At 36.7% G+C, this 21748-nt stretch carries 16 protein-coding genes and 1 pseudogene; 13 read left to right on the top strand and 4 right to left on the bottom strand.

All coding sequences use genetic code 11. The features are described from left to right. Positions 1 to 426: 426 nt before the first annotated feature. The 3 genes from ACFIKI_RS01735 to ACFIKI_RS01725 are packed head-to-tail and all read right to left on the bottom strand — an operon-like array spanning position 427 to position 3723. Complete coding sequence (locus ACFIKI_RS01735; protein ID WP_375665390.1) at positions 427 to 966, bottom strand: hypothetical protein; 540 nt, start codon at positions 964 to 966, stop codon at positions 427 to 429. Then, positions 959 to 1555: a DUF1214 domain-containing protein gene (locus ACFIKI_RS01730; RefSeq protein WP_375665389.1), complete on the bottom strand. Its 597-nt coding sequence runs from the start codon at positions 1553 to 1555 to the stop codon at positions 959 to 961. The genes ACFIKI_RS01735 and ACFIKI_RS01730 overlap by 8 nt, the downstream gene beginning before the upstream one ends. 17 nt (positions 1556 to 1572) lie before the next feature. After that, positions 1573 to 3723: a transglycosylase domain-containing protein gene (locus ACFIKI_RS01725; protein WP_375665388.1), complete on the bottom strand. Its 2151-nt coding sequence runs from the start codon at positions 3721 to 3723 to the stop codon at positions 1573 to 1575. Between the two features lie 346 nt (positions 3724 to 4069). Here ACFIKI_RS01725 and ACFIKI_RS01720 point away from each other — a divergent pair, with 346 nt between their 5' ends. From ACFIKI_RS01720 to ACFIKI_RS01660, 13 genes and pseudogenes are all read left to right on the top strand, one after another. Continuing rightward, a complete protein-coding gene (locus tag ACFIKI_RS01720) occupies positions 4070 to 4306 on the top strand; it encodes a hypothetical protein (RefSeq protein WP_375622279.1) in 237 nt (78 codons plus the stop codon). Positions 4307 to 4327: 21 nt separating this feature from the next. After that, entirely contained in the window at positions 4328 to 4993 is a 666-nt protein-coding gene (locus ACFIKI_RS01715; protein WP_375665532.1) for a response regulator transcription factor, read from the top strand. After that, entirely contained in the window at positions 4993 to 6411 is a 1419-nt protein-coding gene (locus ACFIKI_RS01710; protein WP_375665387.1) for an ATP-binding protein, read from the top strand. Before ACFIKI_RS01715 ends, ACFIKI_RS01710 begins: the two co-directional genes overlap by 1 nt. Positions 6412 to 6644: 233 nt before the next feature. Beyond that, positions 6645 to 7415, top strand: coding sequence for a tetratricopeptide repeat protein (locus ACFIKI_RS01705; protein ID WP_375665386.1), 771 nt, complete (start codon positions 6645 to 6647; stop codon positions 7413 to 7415). Positions 7416 to 7492: 77 nt separating this feature from the next. After that, on the top strand, positions 7493 to 7972 hold the full coding sequence (gene ccmE / locus ACFIKI_RS01700; protein WP_273791548.1) for a cytochrome c maturation protein CcmE: 480 nt from the start codon (positions 7493 to 7495) through the stop codon (positions 7970 to 7972). 7 nt (positions 7973 to 7979) lie between these two features. Beyond that, the gene (locus ACFIKI_RS01695; RefSeq protein WP_375665385.1) at positions 7980 to 9959 is read left to right on the top strand and encodes a heme lyase CcmF/NrfE family subunit; all 1980 of its coding nucleotides are present in this window, start codon (positions 7980 to 7982) and stop codon (positions 9957 to 9959) included. 1 nt (position 9960) lies between these two features. Then, entirely contained in the window at positions 9961 to 10371 is a 411-nt protein-coding gene (locus ACFIKI_RS01690; RefSeq protein WP_375622274.1) for a cytochrome c-type biogenesis protein CcmH, read from the top strand. A 212-nt stretch (positions 10372 to 10583) separates the two neighbouring features. Beyond that, on the top strand, positions 10584 to 12095 hold the full coding sequence (locus ACFIKI_RS01685; RefSeq protein ID WP_375665384.1) for a Do family serine endopeptidase: 1512 nt from the start codon (positions 10584 to 10586) through the stop codon (positions 12093 to 12095). A 72-nt stretch (positions 12096 to 12167) separates the two neighbouring features. After that, entirely contained in the window at positions 12168 to 12854 is a 687-nt protein-coding gene (locus ACFIKI_RS01680; RefSeq protein ID WP_273791552.1) for a response regulator transcription factor, read from the top strand. Next, complete coding sequence (locus tag ACFIKI_RS01675; RefSeq protein WP_375610111.1) at positions 12851 to 14233, top strand: ATP-binding protein; 1383 nt, start codon at positions 12851 to 12853, stop codon at positions 14231 to 14233. The genes ACFIKI_RS01680 and ACFIKI_RS01675 overlap by 4 nt, the downstream gene beginning before the upstream one ends. Before the next feature lie 90 nt (positions 14234 to 14323). Further along, complete coding sequence (locus ACFIKI_RS01670) at positions 14324 to 17248, top strand: bifunctional [glutamine synthetase] adenylyltransferase/[glutamine synthetase]-adenylyl-L-tyrosine phosphorylase (RefSeq protein ID WP_375665383.1); 2925 nt, start codon at positions 14324 to 14326, stop codon at positions 17246 to 17248. A 463-nt stretch (positions 17249 to 17711) separates the two neighbouring features. After that, positions 17712 to 18536: an outer membrane protein gene (locus ACFIKI_RS01665; RefSeq protein ID WP_375665382.1), complete on the top strand. Its 825-nt coding sequence runs from the start codon at positions 17712 to 17714 to the stop codon at positions 18534 to 18536. Between the two features lie 283 nt (positions 18537 to 18819). After that, a pseudogene (locus ACFIKI_RS01660) lies at positions 18820 to 19585 on the top strand (tyrosine-type recombinase/integrase); the annotation flags it as partial. A 907-nt stretch (positions 19586 to 20492) separates the two neighbouring features. On the opposite strand, the gene ACFIKI_RS01655 reads toward ACFIKI_RS01660, so the two are convergent. After that, positions 20493 to 21377: a metallophosphoesterase family protein gene (locus ACFIKI_RS01655; protein ID WP_375665381.1), complete on the bottom strand. Its 885-nt coding sequence runs from the start codon at positions 21375 to 21377 to the stop codon at positions 20493 to 20495. Between the last annotated feature and the right edge of the window lie 371 nt (positions 21378 to 21748).

Below are 21748 nucleotides of genomic sequence, written 5' to 3'. Positions count from 1 at the left end.
GGATGCGTAATGTCTTATAAGTTTCCAGTGGTTATTTTAGCACTTCATTGAAGGTAATCAGTATTTCTTCTATAGTTTATCATGTTGTTGATGCGAACTTTATGGGAATGTTTGTAAATAAAAAGAAGTAAACTCAAATAACAAGTTTTACGGTTGTTAGCAGCATATTTTTTTTTAGAACTTTACTCTTGATTTTTCTCTTCTGATTGCGGGGAGTCTTTTCTGTCAGATAATGCGTCTCAAGTAGGATATGATGATGTGCAATAGAGATTTCATTCTACCTCAATAAAAAATTGAGGGATCTACAATCAGACAAATCTGAATTCGAATATTCAATTAATAGAGAAAAAAGATAACCATTTTGATAGGTTTCATGTATTTTGTATAGAAAGGAAGGTATTGTACAAATGAGAGGTTAGTCCGTTTTTATTCATAAAATATGCGGCAGGTCGCAGATGAAAGAAAAGCTTCACTTTCTTTTTTTGTTAGTAAAGAAGGGGCAAAAATACGTAAAATGATAAAACCTTCATTCAAATTTTTAGCAACTAAAACTGAATTGGCATTTTTTTTAGGTTTTGATTTTTTGAGTTCTATGATTTGTATTGGTTTTCCAATGATAAGATCGAGTGTATTATCAGGGGCTGTTCGGTCATTAAGGCTATAGAAAATAATTCCGTTGTGTGTGTAGGCTGCTAGTGACCAAAATTGTCGTGTTTTCAAAGCTTTTAAATGAACAGGTCCATTTTCAAGGTTAAATCTGCAGACTTTAAGAAGAAAGAGGGGATCAGCAGATTGTTGAATAGGATTATCGGGAGTAAAAGCAACAAATTGATAAGGGGCTCCGGATTTTTTAAGTGCTGTCCATATATTATCTTGTGCCCAATAGGGGATCAGAAAGAGAACGCAAATATGAACAATAATAGCGCCAATGATTGCAAGAAGTGCGATATAAATAAATCTAGTCACAATTTATTTGTCCTGATGGAATTTGTTCTATTGATGGCATTGTAAGCGTTTGTAATGCCGTTGCTGAGATGATTGGGGTATCGTATAAAGTAAGAATAAGCCCGAATTCTTTTTGACTAACTGTTGCAAGCCAATTGCCGGTTTGCGGTGTGGGTGAAATATTGATGTGCAATGAGCCATCATGCTCATAAGTAATAGCGTTTGTATGGAGTTCAAAAGGTATTTCTTTGGATGAAGTATAGGGTTTAAGAGATTTGTCAGCTGTATAAAGGGTAAAAAGACGGGTTTCAGGGATGGTGCCTTTGAGCAAATAATGACAGTGAGGATGAAGTGGACGCCCTTGGTTATCTTGCCAAATCTGGAATTGAATACCTTCAGTTCGTCCGAGTGAAACAATGCCTCGTTTAGCGGTGTGGGCGCGGGTATAAGGATCCATATTAGCGGTTCCCACCTGTGGATAAGCACTCCATTTTCCAATTCTAAAGAGTCCAAAATGATGAAAGGAATTGAGCACATAATTGACACTCAGTGTTCCACATAAAATGGAAAAAGCGAAGATAAAAAAGAAAATGGTGATATTAAAAAACATCAGTGAATGTCTTGAATTCAAAATGTTGAATCTCCAGTTGTTTTCATTTTCAAAAAAATTGCAGATGGTTTTTTTAGATCTTTGTTAATCAATCGCACGATATTTAATGTTTCAGGAGAAAGCGTAGAGGGTATGGGAGGAGGAACTTCAGAATCTGCATGGGAAGAAAGTACTGGGGGCTGATAAGGAAGGAGAGAATCTTTAACACCATAGAGCTGTTTGAGCATGATATTTTGATGTGCAGCAAGCATGATGCTATGCCATATCATGGCAGGAACGCCCCCCCCAAAAGCACGATTCATCGGTGAAAAGTTATCATTTCCCATCCATACCGCTCCCGTATAATTGCCTGTAAAGCCAACAAACCAAGCATCACGATAAGATTGTGATGTTCCAGTTTTCCCAGCGACGAGAGTCATGGGCAGAGCAGCACGCTTACCAGATCCTCGTGTCGTGACACCCACCATCATTTGGTTCATATAAGCAGCTGATTGTTCACTCAGAACTCGGTGTAGTTTTTTTCCGTTATGTTCGAAATCCCACACGACACGACCATCAATTGTTCTGATTTGCGTAAACCCATGACGATTACCCGCTATTCCTCCATTGGCAAAGACATTAAAACCTGTAGCTTGATCCATGGGAGTCATGTTGGAAGTGCCAAGAACCATCGTTTTGTGTGATAAAATATGCGCGTTAATCCCCATATTTTTGATGAGATCTATGATGGGTTGGGTATTGCGATTAAGATATTGGTAGGTGAGATACACAGGGACTGTATTGATAGAAAAAGCTAAAGCTGTTGCTAAATCAATTTTTCCCAAATAACGACCAGAATTATTTTTGGGTGTCCAACCTCCCCAATTGATTGGAGCATCTAGAACGATTGTTGAGGGTGACAGTCCATGTTCCATTGCGGCTGCGTAAACATAAGGTTTGAATGAAGAACCAGGTTGTCGACCGCCTTGTGTTGCTCTGTTAAATTGACTCTTTTTATAATCTAGTCCTCCAACAATTGCACATACGGCACCATTATTATCGAGTATAACGGTGGCAGCTTGTGTTACACGATATTGTTGACCATATTGATGTAAATGATAAGCAATAGATTCTTCTGCTGCTTTTTGAATATTCGGATCAAGGGTTGTTTGAATAATTAAATTATGACTTAGAAGTTGATTACGCATTTTTTTGACTTCCTCGAATGCCCAATCAAGAAAATAATTAGCCTGATTATTTTCTATGTGGGGAAGCGCCCTAGCAGGGTGGCGATGCGCATTGATAATCTGGCTCTTCGTCATAAAGCCACTATTAACAAGATTAGACAGGACAACATTGGCACGTGTTTGAGCTGCAAAGAGATGACTATGAGGAGCATATTTTGTTGGAGCTTTAAAGAGTCCTGCTAACATAGCAGATTCACTTAAAGAGACATGACGGATATCTTTTCCAAAATAAAATTTTGCCGCTGCGGCAATACCAAAATTGTTTCCTCCCATATAGGCTCGGTCAAGGTAAAGTTGTAAAATCTGTTTTTTGCTAAAATTTGCTTCTAGCCAAAGAGCAAGATAAGCTTCTTTAATTTTACGTGTTATCGTTCTCTCATTTGTTAAGAATAAATTTTTAGCCAATTGTTGTGTGAGAGTTGAACCACCTTGAACCACACTTTTAGCTTGCATGTTTTGTGAAATTGCCCGTGTAAGCCCCTGAAAATCAATGCCCCAATGATTGAAAAAATGACGGTCTTCTGTGGCGAGAACCGCTTTAATAACAGTGTCTGGCATTTCTTCAACGGGGACAGAGATTGCCGGCATTGCACCGCGGTGCCCAATTGGATTTCCATAGCGATCGAGAAAAAGAATGGAAAAGTTTTTAGGAAAAGCCCAATCTGTTTTGGTCAGTTCAAAAACAGAAATACCCAAAATAGTGAAAAGAGTAAATCCCATCAACCCTAATGTCAGTATTTCATCGAGAACTTCAACGATAAAACGTTTCCATCCTTGAAGATGAAAATTTTGTGAGACGATTTTTGCCTTTTTCCAGAAAAAACTGTTAGCAGAACGGATGTGATAAAGCGCTGTGTCTAATCGTGCGTCTAATTCAATGAGAGCAGGACTATGAAATGGCTTACGGTGTTGCCCTTTCTTTTTTTTAAAAAAATCAAACATTTAAAGAGAGCCTATGGCAAAGCAATACAACCAAACAAATCTATAATAATTATATGGAGTAGAAGTATTTTTTTTCTATAGTGCTAACAGAGAAAGAATTTGTTTTAGAATTATTCATTTTTTGTAAGATAGTATATTAAGATTTTATTATTTTATTGAATAAATTTTATTATCATTATTAAAAATATTTTTTTGATTTTTTAAAAATTTGGAGTAATGTTAATATGTTCTTCTGTAAGATAGAGGATAAATTGTTTCCATTTGTGATTTTTTAATCGACCCAAAAAAACCATTATTTCTTTTATCCTTTATCATGGAAGAGAAGAGATGGGTTATTGAAATATTTATGATGAAAAAAAAATTCTTGTTCGTAATAATAGCCGCTTTTTTAGAAGCAGATTCTGTTCTAGCTTCTGGGTGTGCTGAAGTAGGTAAGAAGGCTGCCGCGCAAGAGAGCGGGGTTCTCGTCCGTTCAAAACCGGTTGTTCAGGATGGAAAGGACATGTGTGCAATTGTGGTTGTTGTACCAGCCCGTAATGGTGAAAAATTACGTCGTGTTGAGTTTTTTGTTCCTGCTGATTAGTTTTTGGCAGATGGTGTTGTGATGCGTATCTTAATCGTTGAAGATGATCGGAATCTTCACCATCAATTAGCAGAAGCTGTAAGACGTGCAGGATATGTTTCCGATAGTGCTTTCGATGGTGAAGAGGCTTATTTTTTAGGGAGCACAGAGTCTTACGACGCGGTGATACTTGATATAGGTTTGCCACAGATTGATGGTATTCGTGTTGTTGAAAAGTGGCGTCAAGAAGGGCTCTCCATGCCTGTTTTAATGCTAACAGCGCGAGACCGTTGGTCTGATAAGGTGCACGGTATTGATGCTGGGGCTGACGATTATGTTGTGAAGCCATTTCATTTGGAGGAAGTGATGGCGCGCTTGCGAGCATTAATTCGTCGCACTACGGGACATGCGACGAGTGCATTATGTTGCGGAAATGTTTTGTTGGATACAAAGACGTCTCGTGTTTTTGTGGATGGTCAATTGATTAAACTAACATCTTATGAATTCAGACTGCTTTCGTATCTCATGCATCATTGTGACAGGGTCATTTCAAGAACAGAGCTTACTGAACATCTTTATGATCAGGATTTTGATAAGGACTCGAATACAGTGGAAGTCTTTGTAGGTCGGTTACGGAAAAAGCTTGGAGTGGATTTGATTGAAACTATTCGAGGAATGGGATATCGCGTGAGAACGCGAGGTGATTAATGAATGTTTTTGAAGAGAATAATTGGTATAGGAGGTTCTTTTTTGTCATTACTCGATCTCTCAGTTTACGTGTTATAATCTTATCAACATTATGGGTTGTTATTTCTCTTTTATCGATTTCTGCAGTAAGTATTTTATTTTATAAGCGTTCGACTGAACAAAGCCTAGAGCGTATCCTTTCTGCTCAACTCTACAGTCTTATTGCAACAGTAACGGTGTCATCGGAAGGTACTTTAAGAGGAGGGGTTGGGATTGATGATATTCGTTATTCTGATCCAACAACAGGATGGTATTGGGAAGTTGTTGCAATATCCCATAATTTAAAAGGAAGATTGACATCTCCCTCATTGGGAACAGGCGAGATATTTACACCAAGTGATGTTGATATACCTTTTGACAATAAATTCTTTCGCTCTTATCGGATAACGGGGAACAATGGTCAAAAGCTACAAGTGATTGAGAGTGATGTTGTTCTTGATAATAAAAATCATATTGCACGTTTTCGGCTTGTTGGGAATATCGATGAAGCTCATGCCCAGGTAAAGGAATTTAAGCGAACTTTACAAATTTTTCTTTGGAGTTTCGGTATCGGGAGCGTTCTTATTAATATTGCTATTATTTTCTTTAGTTTTCAACCGTTGAAGCTTATTCGACGTGCATTGAATGATATTCGCGAAGGAAGAGTTCATTATGTGAATACGGATTTAGTAAGCGAAGTGATGCCGCTTGTACAAGAGATGAATGCTCTCATTAATAATAATCAGCGTATTATTGAGCGATTTCGCACACAGGTTGGTAATCTCGCGCATTCATTGAAGACGCCTCTATCCGTGATTATGAATGAGACAGATAAGATGCGCGGAGAAAAGGCTAGTTTGTTGAGAGAGCAAACGCAAATAATGCAAGCTCAAATCAATCATTATCTTCAGCGTGCGCGGATTGCAGCACAATGCGATAGTGTTGTCTATCATACGTCTGTTCGCAGTGTGCTTGAACGCTTGGTGCGGGTTATGAAAAAGCTTAATCCTGAAAAACAAATTCAATTTATTATGGATGTTGATGATATTGTTTTTTCTGGAGAGAAGGAAGATTTAGAAGAAATTATAGGGAATTTAATTGAAAATGCTACTCAGTGGTCTCGCGCAAAGGTTTTGATCTCTTGTTGTTTAGAAGAAAATGCTGAAGAAACAGAATATTTTAGTATCTTTGTAGAAGATGATGGTCCTGGTTTAACAGAAGACAAAATTGATGAAGCATTAAAAAGAGGGCGGCGGTTTAATGAGAGTAAACTAGGATCAGGCTTAGGGTTAGCAATTGTTTCAGATATGGTCAGTGAATATGGTGGCAATCTCTTTTTATCCCGTTCTGATTTGGGTGGATTGTATGCAAAAGTTTTGTTACCTAAGATGGGAGAATAACATATTTTCTTCTTAAGCAAGAAATGTCTATAAATTTTATAAAGCAGTATTTTAGACAATACATAAAGAGTAGGGAAACATTATTTTTAGTTTCTTTGCTTAATTGATATATATGATAGATATTTATAATATTCTCCATGAAAAAATGAATTTTTATTAATTCACATCACTCTTCTTATGAAGAGGATAAAATGTAAGCGAGTTATTCTCTGTTCGTATTGGAAAAAAACGATATGCTCTTACTCATTTTTGCAGCATTTTTTCTGACTTTTCTGGCAAGTATTCTTTTTCTTTCACTACGTTTTGACGATGAGATAAAGAAAGAATGGAAAGTTGAAACCGTAGATGGTTATAGAAGCCATAAGCGTACGATTGAGTTTAACAAGCTTTATATGAATTATAAAAAAAGAAATATTCTTAAGGCTTTAAGTATCTTGTTTGTTATCCTTATGACATGGAGTATTTATGGGCTGACAGGCAATCCAGAAGTGAAAAGTTATTTTTTTAGCGAATTAATGGATAAGGATCTTAAAACTCTCAGTAAGCAAGAAAAGCTTATTCGTTTACAAGTGCTTTTTTTCCGTGCACCTCACGATGGCAAGCTAGCAGATGCGTTAGCGGTAGGGTATCTCGAAGAAAGCCTTTTTCAAGAAGCTGTGAATACTTATTTAGATGCACTTCGTTTGAATGGAGAAACAGCTCCAAGGCTTGTAGGATACGGTTTAGCATTGGTTGGTTATGAAGGGGGGGTGATAACGCAAGAAGCGCAAAATGCCTTTCAAAAAGCAGCAGATTTAGCCCCAACAGATTTTTATCCACGTTTGTTGTTGGCCGATGCATTGCATCAAGCAGGAAAAACTGCGCAGGCAGTGCAATTTTTACAAAGCTTTCTTGATACAATGCCTGAAAATTTTTCAGGACAATCACGTGTTAAAAAAATGATGATTCAGTTACGTGATTTATCGAATGAGCATACAGAGAAAAGAAATCTTGCACCTATGTAGAAGATGTGCAAAGCTCTTAAAAAATAAAATATTGATACTTAATTATAACATATTTAAACTTTTTTCGCAGAGTGTCTATGAACAGTCAATCTTTAAAGAGTTCTGCCTCATGGAAGGTTATTTTAGAGCAGCGAAAAAAAAGGCGCTTACTGATCATATTATTATGTTGTTTGGTTATGACAATTGCAGCAAGTCTCATAGTGTATGCAATGCGTCATGCGGTCAGTTTTTTTAGAATGCCCTCTGAAATTACAAGAGAAGATATTTTAACGGAGCGCCCTTTGCGTTTGGGTGGCTTTGTTGAAAAGGGAACCGTTCAATATGTTGGAGAGAGAGGCGTTATTTTTTTTGTAACGGATAACAAAAAACATGAAAAAGTAGTTTTCAATGGTGCCTTACCGGATCTTTTTCGTGAAGGTCAGGGGGTGATTGTCGAAGGGCATTTCGATAAACAGGGCTTTTTTATAGGGATGCGTATTTTAGCAAAACATGATGAAACTTATATGCCTAAAGAAACAGCTGATCGTTTGAAAAAACATTACATTATGGAGAAATAATTCGATTGTGCTTGTCGAACTGGGTCATATTTTTTTAGCTGCAGCATTTTCAGTAAGCTTATTAGGGGCGTTTTTACCTGCTTTAGGTTTTTGGTGGAGAGAGCGTTTGTTAATGCAAACAGCTGTTCCTCTAACATATATTACTTTTACATTACTGCTTTTATCTTTTTTAGTGATAATTTATGCTTATATCGTATCTGATTTTTCTGTTTTGAACGTTGTTGAGAATTCTCATTCAGAAAAACCGATGCTCTATAAAATTACAGGTGTTTGGGGAAACCACGAAGGCTCTATGTTGTTATGGGTTTTAAGTCTTGCTTTTTTTAGCGCATTGATGGCTTTTTTTAGCCAACATTTGCCAGAAGATTTTAAGACGCTTGTTTTAATTTGCCAAAGTTGGATTACAACTGCTTTTCTTTTATTTATTCTTTTTGTATCCAATCCATTTTTACGCGTAAATCCACCAGCATTGCAGGGAAATGGTCTCAATCCTCTTTTACAAGATATCGCATTAGCAATTCATCCACCGCTACTTTATTTAGGTTATGTCGGTTTTTCACTTTGTTTTTCTTTTGCTGTTGCGGCATTGATTATAGGACATGTTGATAGAATTTGGGCACGTGGGATTCGTCCGTGGCTTTTACTTGCTTGGTGTTTTTTGACATTGGGTATTATGGTTGGCTCCTATTGGGCTTATTATGAGCTAGGATGGGGCGGTTATTGGTTTTGGGATCCTGTTGAAAATGTTTCGTTTATGCCTTGGCTTTCAGGAACGGCTCTTTTACATTCTGCTCTTGTTCTCGAAAAACGAGAAATATTGAAAAGTTGGACTCTGTTTTTAGCGCTGCTTACTTTTTCTCTTTCTCTGATGGGAACTTTTCTTGTGCGTTCTGGGCTTTTAGTTTCTGTTCATAGTTTTGCTGTTGATCCAGCACGGGGGCAAGCAATGCTTGCGCTTTTCTTTTTTTTTACAGGAGCGGCTTTTTTTCTTTTTGCTTTGCGTACCCCTATTTTAAAAACAGAAAGATTTTTTCAACCAATTTCACGTGAAGGGTTTATTGTTTTAAATAATTTGTTACTTACAACAATAACAGCAACAGTATTGATTGGTACGCTTTATCCTTATTTTATTGAGATATTAACAGGGCAAAAAATTTCTGTAGGGGCTGCTTTTTTTAACCTGACCTGTGGACCACTAATGCTTTTGCTGTTGTTGTTTGTTCCGTTTGGGACAATGATGGCATGGAAACGCGGTGATTTTCTTGCAGTTTTTGAACGGTTGTGGTTTGTTTTTGTATTGGTTGGTATCGTCTGTTTTATAATATTCTATGCGGCATCTGTGCGTGATATTTTTGCAGTTTTAGGGATTGGGCTTTCAGCGTTTGTTTTTTTAGGCAGTTTAGTGGATCTATGGGGAAAGAGTGGATATGGCAAGAGAGATTTTTCAGTACGCGTTAAGAGATTTCTTGGATTGCCATGGTCTACTTTTGGTGCAGCAATAGCACATATGGGATTAGGCGTTACATTATTTGGTATCGTTTGTGTGGCAAGTTTTGGGCAAGAACGTATTTTAATCATGAACGTAGGGGATAGGGTGACGATAGCGGATAAAACGCTTCATTTTGATGCAGTGTATGATGGTGTTGGTTCGAATTATTCGACAATGGAGTTTTATTTTAAAGTATATGAAAATAAAAATATTGTGGGTCATGTAACAGCCTCAAAGCGATTTTATTCAAGTCAAAATACATCAACGACAGAAGTTGGTCTTAAAAATCATGGCTTATCGCAGCTCTATATTGTACCGGGACGGATCGATAATCGGGGTCTTGTTGTGCACATATGGTGGAAGCCTTATGTAATATGTATTTGGTTAGGGGCATTCATGATGGCTATGGGAGGATGTCTTTCTCTTTTGGGGTATTGGTTTCGCATTGGCATGTACAATAAGGTAGTGCTTGCTTTAAATTTTTGGAAAAGACATTGAGATGAAAAAAATTCTTTGGATTGTATTTTTTTTAATTGCAACGTTTCCTTTTCGATTAGCAATAGCAGTAGAGCCGGATGAGATTTTAAAGGATAAGATTCTTGAAGCGCGAGCACGCCATATTTCATCGCATTTACGTTGTCCGGTTTGTCAAAATCAATCAATTGATGATTCAGATGCTGCTTTAGCACGTGATTTACGGCTTTTAATTCGGGAAAGGCTAAAAATGGGCTATAGTAATCAGCAAGTCACTGACTTTCTTGTTGAGCGATATGGTGAATTTATTCTCTTGAAACCACCATTGAATAAAATAACTTGGTTTTTATGGTTCTCGCCTTTGATCATTATTATCATTGGCATAAGTATCATATTTTTCCACTTCAAACGGAATAATCATGCGTTATGTGAATGAAAAAGAACAGTCAAAAATGTCATTGCATTAAAAAAGATGTTACATAAAAAAATCAGATTATCTGAATGAGCATACAATCTTATTGTAATTATATTAGGGAATACTGAAACCTTACAAAACTTTAATAATTTAGACAGAAAACGGTAAGGTCTGATATTTTATAAGTGATCGGAATTGAAATAAAGGTATGATTGAATAGGAGCATAGAGTAAATGGTTAAAAAAGCTTTCTTTAAAACATTTGTCGCGGTGAGTTTTTCTGCGATATTGGAAAGTGCACTGTTTTTTAGTGGATGTACATCAAGCTTGTGGATGACAAAGGCTCATGCAAGTTCTGTATTGACTTCGTTAATACAACAACAGGGATTTGCCGATATTGTTGCTCAAGTGAAACCAGCCGTTGTAGCAGTACAAGTAAAGAGCAATAAAAAGAAAGAAGATAGGTTCTTTAGCAACTTTTTTAGTGGTCCAGGACTTGATCAATTACCAGATCAGCATCCTTTAAAAAGATTTTTTAAAGAGTTTTATGATTTTGATAAACCTAAAAATAAATTTCCGCACCAATCGCAGAGACTCCGTCCTGTTGCTTTTGGATCGGGTTTTTTTATTTCGTCTGATGGTTACATTGTGACCAATGATCATGTGATTTCTGATGGAACAAGTTATACTGTTGTTCTTGATGATGGTACAGAATTGAACGCAAAGCTCATTGGGAAAGACCCCAAAACCGACCTTGCCGTATTAAAAGTGAATGATAAAAGAAAATTTTCTTATGTTGATTTTGGTGATGATTCAAAGCTTCGTGTTGGGGATTGGGTTGTTGCCATTGGGAATCCATTTGGTCTTGGTGGAACTGTGACAGCAGGTATTGTTTCTGCACGTGGACGTGATATTGGCACTGGTGTGTACGATGATTTTATTCAGATTGATGCTGCTGTTAATAGAGGAAACTCTGGTGGTCCAACGTTTGATCTTAATGGAAAGGTTGTTGGGGTTAATACAGCAATTTTTTCTCCTTCTGGAGGAAATGTTGGGATTGCTTTTGCTATTCCAGCAGCGACTGTAAAACAGGTTGTACAACAACTTATTGAAAAAGGTTCAGTTCAACGTGGTTGGTTAGGTGTTCAGATTCAGCCGGTAACAAAGGAGATTTCCGATTCAATAGGATTGAAAGAAGCCAAAGGTGCTTTGGTTACTGATCCGTTAAAAGGACCGGCAGAAAAGGCTGGTATTAAAGCGGGTGATGTAATTATTTCAGTGAATAATGAAAAAGTTGCTGATGCGCGTGAGCTGGCGAAACGTATTGCAAATATTAAACCAGGAGAAATGGTAACCATAGGGATTTGGAGATCAGGTAAGGAGGAGAGTATAAAGGTTAAACTCGCTTCAATGTCTGAAGATGAAAGTAAGAAAGAGACTTCAAAATATTCAAATGGACAGAGTGATTTAGATGAAACATTGGAAGATTATGGTTTGATTGTTATGCCTTCTGATGATGGTGTAGGGGTTGTCGTAACGGATGTCGATACCGATTCAGATGCTGCAGATAAAGGGATACGCCCTGGTGATATCATTGTGACAGTAAATAATAAACCAGTTAAACGAGTCTCTGATATTATTAACACAATCAAAAATGCTCAGCAGTTAGGACGAAAGGCTATACTCTTACAAGTGCGAACAAATGATCAAAATCGTTTTGTTGCTCTTCCAATTTTCAAAAAATAAAGCTTTAGTTGTAGGACAAATATTTATTAAACATTTGTCCTACAACATAATAAAATAATGGAGATACGTTTTATGAAGATACTCGTTATTGAAGATGATCATGAGACGGGGCATTATCTCGAAAAAGCATTTTTGGAAGTAGGGCATTCTGTTGATGTTGCTTATGATGGAGATACGGGATACGCTTTAGCAACCACGGAAAATTATGACGTTATGGTTGTTGACCGAATGCTTTTGCATCGTGATGGTCTTTCTATTATTGCTGAATTGCGCGCTAAAGGCAATGAAACACCGGTTCTTATTCTGTCTGCTTTAGGGCAAGTTAATGATCGTGTAACGGGGCTGCGTGCAGGGGGAGATGATTATTTGACAAAGCCTTATGCTTTTTCTGAACTTCTTGCGCGTGTTGAAGTTTTACAACGGCGGAAAAATCCTAAAGAAGCAGAAACTGTTTACTGTGTAGGTAATCTTGAGCTTGATCGGTTAGCACATACGGTAAAACGAGGTGATAGAAACATTCTATTGCAACCACGAGAGTTTCGTTTACTTGAATATTTGATGCGTTATGCGGGGCAGGTTGTTACACGCACTATGCTTTTGGAAAACGTTTGGAATTACCATTTTGATCCACAAACGAATGTCATTGATGTCCATATCTCTCGTTTGAGAGCCAAAATTGAAAAAGATTTTGATGTTCCCCTTCTCCATACAGTGCGTGGAGCTGGATATATGCTGAAAGTACCAGATAACAAAGCATGAATCGTTTGATTAATATAATGCGCACGACGGCGCTAAGGCTTTCAGCACTTTACATTTTATTGTTTGGATTGGTGGCAACAGGACTTTCTATTTATATGACGGCATTTTCTGCTTCATTGTTAACAGAGCAAACTGAACAGGCTTTACATGAAGAATTAAAGTATATTGAAAATGCTTATAATTATGGGGGATTATCCTTATTAATGCGCACTATTGATTATCGTTCAAGACAACCAGGAGCATTTCTTTATCTTGTTACAGATTCTATGGGGCGTATTTTAGCAGGAAATGTAGCACGTATTGAATTAGGTCTTTTGAATCAGAGTGGTTTTATTTCTACCTCTTTTTTGTATTCCCGTTTTGGAGAACATGGCAAAACAAGTGAACATCGCGCTTTGGCGGTTATTGTTGATTTACCTAATGCTATGAAGATTCTTATAGGACGTGATTTGGATGAGCCAGAACGTTTTGCTGTTGTTATTCGCAAAGCTGTGATCATTGCACTTGCTGCAATGGTTGGAGGCGCTTTACTCATATGGTTTTTTGTTGGCAGGAGAGCTTTACAAAGGATTGATCATGTAACGGCTGCATCACAGCGCTTGATGGATGGTGATTTCAGTGGGCGTTTACCTGTTTCTGGAGTAGGGGATGAGTTTGATCGATTGTCAACCAATCTTAATGTTATGTTAGACCGCATTGAAGAGTTAAATATTGGTTTACGTCAAGTATCAGATAATATTGCTCATGACCTGAAAACGCCGTTAACGCGTCTTAGAAATCGCGCTGAAGAAGCGCTTTCAGGAAATAAGACAAAGCTTGAATATCGTCAGGTCCTTGATAGGGTTATTGCAGAATCAGATCAACTTATTTGTACGTTCAATGCGATTTTAATGATTTCACGTATTGAGGCCAGCAGTGCAATTGAACATCTTGAAATGATGAATATGAAACTGATTATTGAGGATGCTGTTGAGCTTTACGAACCTTTTGCTGAAGAGTCAGGTGTTTTACTTCAGTTGGGAGATATATTTGATAAAGAGCTAAAATTGAATCGTGAGCTTGTTGCACAATCAATTTTTAATCTTATAGATAATGCAATTAAATATGCGCCTAAAGGTGGAAGGCAAGCGAAGGTTTGCTTATCAATGGAATATCGTGATGAACATTTATTAGTTGTTGTGAGCGATAATGGACCAGGAATAGCAGAGGATAAACGTGAAAAAGTGACAGAACGATTTGTTCGTCTTGAAGAAAGCCGCACACAACCTGGGTTTGGGATTGGTTTAAGTATAGCAAAAGCGGTTATGAAGCTTCACGGGGGTGAATTGTTACTTGAAAATGCAAATCCAGGGCTTAGGGCTGTTTTGTTATTTCCTTAAAGATATTTTTCTTCACTTTCATACGTAACAACTATTTTAAAAGTATAAAGCAATAGAAAGGAAAGCAAAATGCTTTTCAAGGGAGCAGAGATGAAACAAGCTTTTTTAAAAACACAGCTTCTCCCTTTATGTCCTCTCGATAAAAGTGGTTCCCAATGGTTAAAAGACATGGAAGAACAAGCAAGGAAAGAAGGTTTAGAATCGCTTGTTTCCATCATTTCAGAGAGTGGAACGCAGATTGATTTTATCAGTTCGGTTATGACCTTATCTCCTTTTTTGCGTGAGGTTTTAATTGCCAACCCATCATATCTTAGTGCTTTATTAAATGTTGATATAGAAACAAGGCTGAGCGAAATTATAGATGATATTACAGCTATTGATAAAGATGAAGCTATAAATGAAACTTCATTGATGGCTGCTTTAAGGCGCAAAAAACGAGAAGCGCATGTTCTTATTGCTTTAGCTGATTTGGGTGGTGTTTTTACTTACGAAGTTTCATGTGCTTGGTTGACACGTTTGGGCGAAGCAGCATTAAGTGTAGCACTACGTTTTCTATTAAGAGAAGCGCATGATCATGGTAAGATCAATTTATTAAGCCGTGAGAATCCAGAAAAAGACTGTGGTTTAATTATTTTAGGGATGGGAAAGTTAGGAGCAGGGGAACTTAATTATTCTTCTGATATTGATCTTATTGTTTTCATTGATGAAACATCATCTCATATTGGTAATCTTTCTGAAAGTGTTAACGTATTTTCTAAAATGGTACGCCGATTAATCCGTATCATTCAAGAACGCACTGCGGAAGGATATGTTTTTCGTCTTGATTTTCGTCTTCGTCCAGATCCAGGTTCAACCCCTTTGGCCTTACCAGTAAGGACTGCATTGCGTTATTACGAAGGGCGTGGGCAAAATTGGGAACGAGCAGCCATGATTAAAGCACGTCCAGTTGCTGGTGATAAGAGGGCAGGTTTTAACTTTCTCAAAGAGCTTTTTCCCTATGTGTGGCGGAAATATTTAGATTATGCTGCTATTGCTGATATTCATTCGATCAAACGTCAAATTCATGCGCATAAAAATTACGGTCAAATTGCAGCTTATGGGCATAATATAAAGTTAGGTCGTGGTGGTATTCGTGAGATTGAGTTTTTTGTTCAGACACAGCAGCTCATTGCTGGTGGACGTTTTCCTCAATTACGTGGACGTCAGACAGTTGCAATGTTAGCAGAACTTCACACGCTTGGTTGGATCAGTGAGAAAACGAGAAATAGCCTTATAAAAAGTTATGCTTTTCTTCGAAATGTGGAACATCGTATTCAAATGCTTTTCGATGAACAAACACATCTTCTTCCAAATGATACTGCTCAATTCACGAGTGTTGCCTATTTAATGGGTTATCAAGACAGGAGCAGTTTTATCCGTGATTTATTAAAAACACTTCAGATTGTTGAAAAACATTATGCTGCACTGTTTGAGAATGAGCAAGAACTTGGTTTAGAAATTGGTAATTTAGTTTTTACCGGTGAAGAAGATGATCCGGAGACATTAATAACGTTAAGCCGTTTAGGCTTCGAAAGAGCAAGTGATATTTGTCGTATTATGCGCACGCTCCATTTTGGTCGTTATAAAGCAACGCAATCAGCCGAAGCACGCGAGAGATTAACGGAATTAACACCAGCTCTTTTGAAAGCTTTTGGTGGGACAAAACGAGCTGATGAGGCGATGTTGCGTTTTGATGGTTTTTTACAGGGCTTACCTTCAGGAATTCAGCTTTTTAGTCTTTTGCAGTCTAATCCTTCTCTTTTGGATATGCTTGTCCTTATTATGGGGGCTGCTCCACGTCTTGCAGAAATTATTGCACGCAGGTCCCATGTTTTTGATGGAATGTTAGATCCGAATATTCTTTCAGAATTACCGACCAAAACGTACTTAGAAAAACGGCTTGAATATTTTCTTGAAAATGTTCTTTCTTATGAGGAAATTCTTGATCATTTAAGGATTTTTGCAGATGAACAACGTTTTTTGATTGGTATTCGAATTTTAAACGGTACAATTACAGGAGAAAGAGCGGGTTTTGCTTTTACTGCGCTTGCTGATCTTATGATTACAAAAACATTTGCTACCGTTCAAGAGGAATTTTCTCGTCTTCATGGTCGTATTAAAGGGGGGCGTGTTGGCATATTGGGTATGGGGAAGCTTGGAAGTCGCGAATTAACAGCAGATTCCGATGTTGACCTCGTTTTGCTTTATGAACACGATGATGATGCAGAAATATCTGATGGAGAAAAGCCTCTTTATATCTCTCAATATTATACGCGTTTAGCACAGCGCCTCGTTTCTGCTTTATCCACTCTTACAAGCCAAGGTATTCTTTATGTCGTTGATTTAAGGTTACGGCCATTAGGCAATAAAGGACCTATTGCTGTTTCTTTTCCATTTTTTAAAAAGTATTATCGCCAAGAAGCATGGATATGGGAATATCTTGCTTTAACAAGGGCTCGAGGCATTGCAGGAGACCCTGATTTTTTACAAAAGCTAGAAAATGAAGTGTGTGCAATTATTGCTATTTCTCGTGATAAGAAGGAAGTTGCAAAAGAAGTATGTGAAATGCGTGCCTTGATTGCAAAAGAAAAGCCGCCAAAAAATCAATGGGATTTAAAAACGATGTCTGGTGGCATTATGGATTTGGAGTTTATTGCTCAATTTTCTCTTATTACGCATGTCATTGAGTTTCAAATTGGAGCGACGACAGCGGATATTTTAGATCACTTACCAAACAGTTTTCTTAATCAGTCATGTATTGCTGATTTACATTATGCCTATCGTCTTTATACAAATTTGAGTCAAATTATACGGCTTTGCTTAAATGATTCTCTTGATCCCAATGACATGCCACCTGGATTAAGTGACCTTTTGTTGAATAGTGTTGGGGAACCTGATTTGCTTCGTGTTGAAAAATTAATTGCAGAAACTGGACAATTGGTCTGTTCAGTTTTTACAAAAATCATGAAGCATTAAAATAATTCTATAAGAATAAATAAAAATTATTAATTCCATTTTTATATATTAATTTTTTGTCTTTTATTTCATTAGACGCTTGAGAGGGTTAGAGTGAAGTTCTCTACTTGTTTTTCAAGTGTGATGAAAAAATTCTCCATTCTAGGTGTCATTCTTTATACAAAAAGCGCTGAGTGATTATTTTAGTGAATCATATTCTTTATGAGATTTATCTCATTTTTTTCAAAAAATTGATATTATTATTATCTAATTCTAGATAATAATAATTAATATGAAGCTATAAAAGCCACTATAGATTAATAGTTTCTGGAAATTATAAATAATATTTAAATTTTTTAAATACTATTTAATTAAAACTAATTTTAATTTTTTAATTGTGTCATTTTTGCTATAGATTTTTTCAAAAAATTGTGAAACGATTGACCATTATTTATGTATCACATTAGCTTTTAGGGGAGCAATTATGATTACAAAGTATTTAACCTCAACATCTATATTTTCTTTAATTTCAATTTCTATCGTACAGGCGGCGGATAGCGTTATTCCTGAACAGCCTGTTCCTGTTATTGCAGCGCCTTCTTTTTCTTGGACAGGATTTTATCTTGGAGGGCAGATTGGAAACTTTTCAGGCAAAACGACTGCAAATTATTTAAAAAAAGAGACAGGGATATGGAATCCAGTTGAAAAAGAGAATTTGCCTAAACTTTCTGGTTTTATCGGGGGCATTTATGCAGGCTACAATATTAATATCAATAATGGTTTTATTATAGGTATTGATACGGATGTTATGTGGTCTAATAAAAAAAAATCGAAGGATATCCCTCTACCCAAAAATCAAACTGAAGAAACATCAAAATCTTTAGAAAGAACAAGTTACACAAGAGATTCTTATGAGGAGGAATCTCCTGCATTGCCTATTGAAGCTATACGTAATACTTTAAAACAAAAGTGGGCTGGTGCTACACGGGTGAAAGTTGGTGTTCCGATTGAGCGGATGATGCCTTATATTTCCGGAGGGATTGCTTATACGCAGCTTCGGAATACTTTTACGGCAGTAGCTGATAGCAAAAATGAAGAAGTTGATTTTTCTGAGTGGTTGCATGATGAAAAAAAGACAATGGTTGGTTATACCTTTGGAGGTGGTATTGATTTTGCAATGACTAATAACATTATTGTGCGTGCAGAATATCGTTATTCAGATTTGGGTAAGAAGAAGTTCATACAGGATAAAATTGAACTGAACTACAAGACAAACGATTTCCGCGTGGGTGTAGCTTATAAATTTTAATTTTTTGCAGAATTAAACACTTCAAAAGTCTCATTTTCGAATGAGGCTTTTATTTTTCAGATATGTGCTAGAAAATATCGTTTACTCAAAAGAGCTACTATTTTATTCGAACAATACTTTGATTTGTAAATATAAATTATTTTTTGTCATGTTGAGTGAGAGATCCAAGTATCATAAGATTTTCTCATTTTAAACCTATACCATGTTGACCAATCAAAACCGCGTCTTTTGCACGTCAAAAGGAGGGAGAGCCGTGAGATAGAAAACAAAAGAAGGAATAAAAATGCCTCTTATGAACCATCTTAAGTGCTAAAGGCTGTCGCAACATTGGGGGCTGGCAAATATAATGATGGCGCGCCGGCTTGCTTCTTCACAAGCGTAAAGATGGTGGTGCTCAATGGATTTTACGGTATACCCTTCACGGGCGCCGTCGTGAAATGGGATTGGGTGCCTTAAGACATGTCTCTTTAAAACAAGCCCGTGAATTGGCAAACCAATGGCGTTCTGTTTTACGTGAAGGTCGTGATCCTATTAAAGAACGCAATAAACAAAAGCGTGAGGCAATAAGCAATCTCCATTACTTAAAAGATATTGCACTAGATACTTTTGAAACTCGTAAAGCTGAATTAAAAGGTGACGGTAAAGATGGGAACTGGTTTGCACCTTTAAAACTTCATATTCTGCCCAAATTAGGTTGCCTCCCCGTTTCAGAGATTACGCAAACAGAGATACGCAATACCCTTGCCCCCATTTGGCATACAAAAGCTGGAGCAGCTCGTGCTGCACTAAACCGTCTTAATATTTGTCTTAAACATGCGGCTGCTCTGGGGCTGAATGTTGACTTACAGGCAATAGAAAAAACAAAAGCTCTCTTAGGAAAACAACGCCATAAAACCATTAACAGACCAGCAATGGATTGGAAAGATGTGCCGGCTTTTTATAAAACACTTTGTCAAAAAACAACTATGACACATTTAGCTTTGCGTTTACTTATCCTTACAGGGGTTCGTAAACGCCCTTTACGTTATATTCGTGAAGATCAAATTGAAAGACCTCTTATACAATCAACTTTTCTGTTTTGCGTTATCATAAAATATCTTTTTTAATAACAAAAAGATCGCAAAAAAAATTCTAAAGCACGTAAAATTACAACCGAAATACCGAATAAAAATTCATATTATAATTTTTATTCGATATTTCATATGATATTATAAATAATAGTTTATAGTAATAAAATAATTATAAAGAGTATTATAAAGTTGTTTATAGGAAAAAAGATAGAAAATTAGGAATTTTTCGAGACGTAAAAAACATTATTACCTATATCTTTTATCTAAATATAATCTATAACTTTTTTAATATATGATAATAAATGTTGAGTGAAATAGTAAGGGATCATTTCAAATCTATTTACGATAAATCAATCAACATCATTTGTTTATGAATCACAAGTAGGTTTGGTTATTGAAATTATATACTTTAGTTATTATTTGGCTTTTTTAGCCATTGATTTTCAGGTATAGAAGCTGAATGAGCTTCTCTATTATTCTATAAAATATCATCATTGTAATAATATAAGGATTTTACGCATTAGATGCTTTTGGAGGAGTGGATGATGAAATTCAAAGCAGGGTTTATGTGTAGAGCTTTGTGAAGTACATCACATGCGCAATTAGCAGCTGGAACCCGTGAGACAAGAATCCGAATTATTTATAAATCAGATGTGGTAGAATTTTCGTCTTTTAGGGCGGGAAGGAAGAAAACCGATAAGTTTGTAAAAAGCTAGTCACATAAGTGGGGCGGCAGATGGAATTCTCTGAGAAAAATTGATTTATTGACAGAGAAGGTGAAACTTTGTCTTTTAAGGAAAAAAAGGGAAATAAGAATTATAATTTCCAAAGGAATATGAAATAAAAATATTTTCGTTTTTGGTTGTTTTGGCAACTATGAAGGAGTTTAAAGATTAATTGTTTCAGTACATGCAATCTCGTTTTTAGGGTTGATAATGCTATAACGTTGTAATTGGCAATGCCATTGATTTTGTAAGCGTTCAATGGAAAATAAGTTAAAGCCTGCGGGTGGTTTTTTATCACCAAAAGCTTGTGATGCGGAAGGAACCCCAACAATAGGAATTTTTTTAATTGGTCCTTCAATGTAATTCAATGTGGGTAAATGAGTATGTCCGTGAAGAATAAGCTCACAACCGTGATATTTGATAACGTCTAGAAAACGTTTTATATCCCGTAGTTTTTTATGCCAAGACGTTGCCTTGGGAAAGGGAGGGTGGTGAATCATGACGACACGAAAAAGGTTGCGCTGTGCTGCTTCTTTTAAAAAGAGCGGTAAAGTTTGCGCTTGCATTTTACCAAAATAACCAGAAGCTTGAAAAGGCAGTGTCGCAATGGCTGAAGAAGCTGCTATGATGGCAACATCTTTGCGAACGCGCATATAAGGAAAGGCACTTTTTTGAGGGCTGTCACCTGTGATCCAAGGTTTAAAGAGGATACATGCTTTTTGTAAAGCTCCGCGGACATATGCATCATGATTTCCAAATGTCAAAGAAATATCTTGGGGGTGTCCTAATGTAAGTAGCCAACGATGCGCTTGTTCAAATTCCTTATCGAGAGCAAGATTGACAAGATCACCAGAGATCACAAGGTGATCAGGTTTTGTTTTGTTCAAGGCATCTATTAAAGTTTCTAGGACATCTGTTGCCATCTGACTCTTACGTTTTTTTTGCCAGTTCAGATAACCGGTAAGACGCTTTCCAGAAAGTTCAAAAAGGGAAGGTTGCGGGAGAGGGGAAAGATGTACATCCGATATATGGGCAAGATAAAACATAAAAGCTCGTAGAGTATTAAAAACGATTTAAAGAATAAACATAAGATAAGTTAGTGCTTAAAGGCAAGAAAGATTGTAAAATGAAAATTAGCTTGCAAAATAGAACGTCTCAAGCTGAATATTTCAAATAGAATATCCTCAATAAAATATCATTGTGCTATACATTTACATATTTATAAAAAAGACATTTCTCAATGCTTCTGAGCTAATTTCACGACGGTACTCGATATTATAATGGAAAGCTTCTGTGAAGTATATAGAGGGCTTACTGTACACTACCACCTCTACGCTAGCGCAAATAAAAACCATCATACTATTCCCCCCAATTTTGTAAAAATTCTTGCTTTGCTTTAAGAGGATTCATAAGAGGT

The organism is Bartonella sp. TT121SHDZB, from assembly GCF_042193415.1.
Classification (GTDB): Bacteria; Pseudomonadota; Alphaproteobacteria; order Rhizobiales; family Rhizobiaceae; genus Bartonella.
Note: the sequence above shows the minus strand (reverse complement) of the source record. Positions and strands in the feature narration are given on the sequence as shown.

Coding starts and splice junctions, on each gene's coding strand:
- ACFIKI_RS01680 (WP_273791552.1), top strand. CDS start 12,168: ATGAAGATACTCGTTATTGAAGATGATCATGAGACGGGGCATTATCTC.
- ACFIKI_RS01685 (WP_375665384.1), top strand. CDS start 10,584: ATGGTTAAAAAAGCTTTCTTTAAAACATTTGTCGCGGTGAGTTTTTCT.
- ACFIKI_RS01715 (WP_375665532.1), top strand. CDS start 4,328: ATGCGTATCTTAATCGTTGAAGATGATCGGAATCTTCACCATCAATTA.
- ACFIKI_RS01690 (WP_375622274.1), top strand. CDS start 9,961: ATGAAAAAAATTCTTTGGATTGTATTTTTTTTAATTGCAACGTTTCCT.
- ACFIKI_RS01675 (WP_375610111.1), top strand. CDS start 12,851: ATGAATCGTTTGATTAATATAATGCGCACGACGGCGCTAAGGCTTTCA.
- ACFIKI_RS01655 (WP_375665381.1), bottom strand. CDS start 21,377: ATGTTTTATCTTGCCCATATATCGGATGTACATCTTTCCCCTCTCCCG.
- ACFIKI_RS01705 (WP_375665386.1), top strand. CDS start 6,645: ATGCTCTTACTCATTTTTGCAGCATTTTTTCTGACTTTTCTGGCAAGT.
- ccmE (WP_273791548.1), top strand. CDS start 7,493: ATGAACAGTCAATCTTTAAAGAGTTCTGCCTCATGGAAGGTTATTTTA.
- ACFIKI_RS01730 (WP_375665389.1), bottom strand. CDS start 1,555: ATGTTTTTTAATATCACCATTTTCTTTTTTATCTTCGCTTTTTCCATT.
- ACFIKI_RS01720 (WP_375622279.1), top strand. CDS start 4,070: ATGATGAAAAAAAAATTCTTGTTCGTAATAATAGCCGCTTTTTTAGAA.
- ACFIKI_RS01725 (WP_375665388.1), bottom strand. CDS start 3,723: ATGTTTGATTTTTTTAAAAAAAAGAAAGGGCAACACCGTAAGCCATTT.
- ACFIKI_RS01670 (WP_375665383.1), top strand. CDS start 14,324: ATGAAACAAGCTTTTTTAAAAACACAGCTTCTCCCTTTATGTCCTCTC.
- ACFIKI_RS01665 (WP_375665382.1), top strand. CDS start 17,712: ATGATTACAAAGTATTTAACCTCAACATCTATATTTTCTTTAATTTCA.
- ACFIKI_RS01710 (WP_375665387.1), top strand. CDS start 4,993: ATGAATGTTTTTGAAGAGAATAATTGGTATAGGAGGTTCTTTTTTGTC.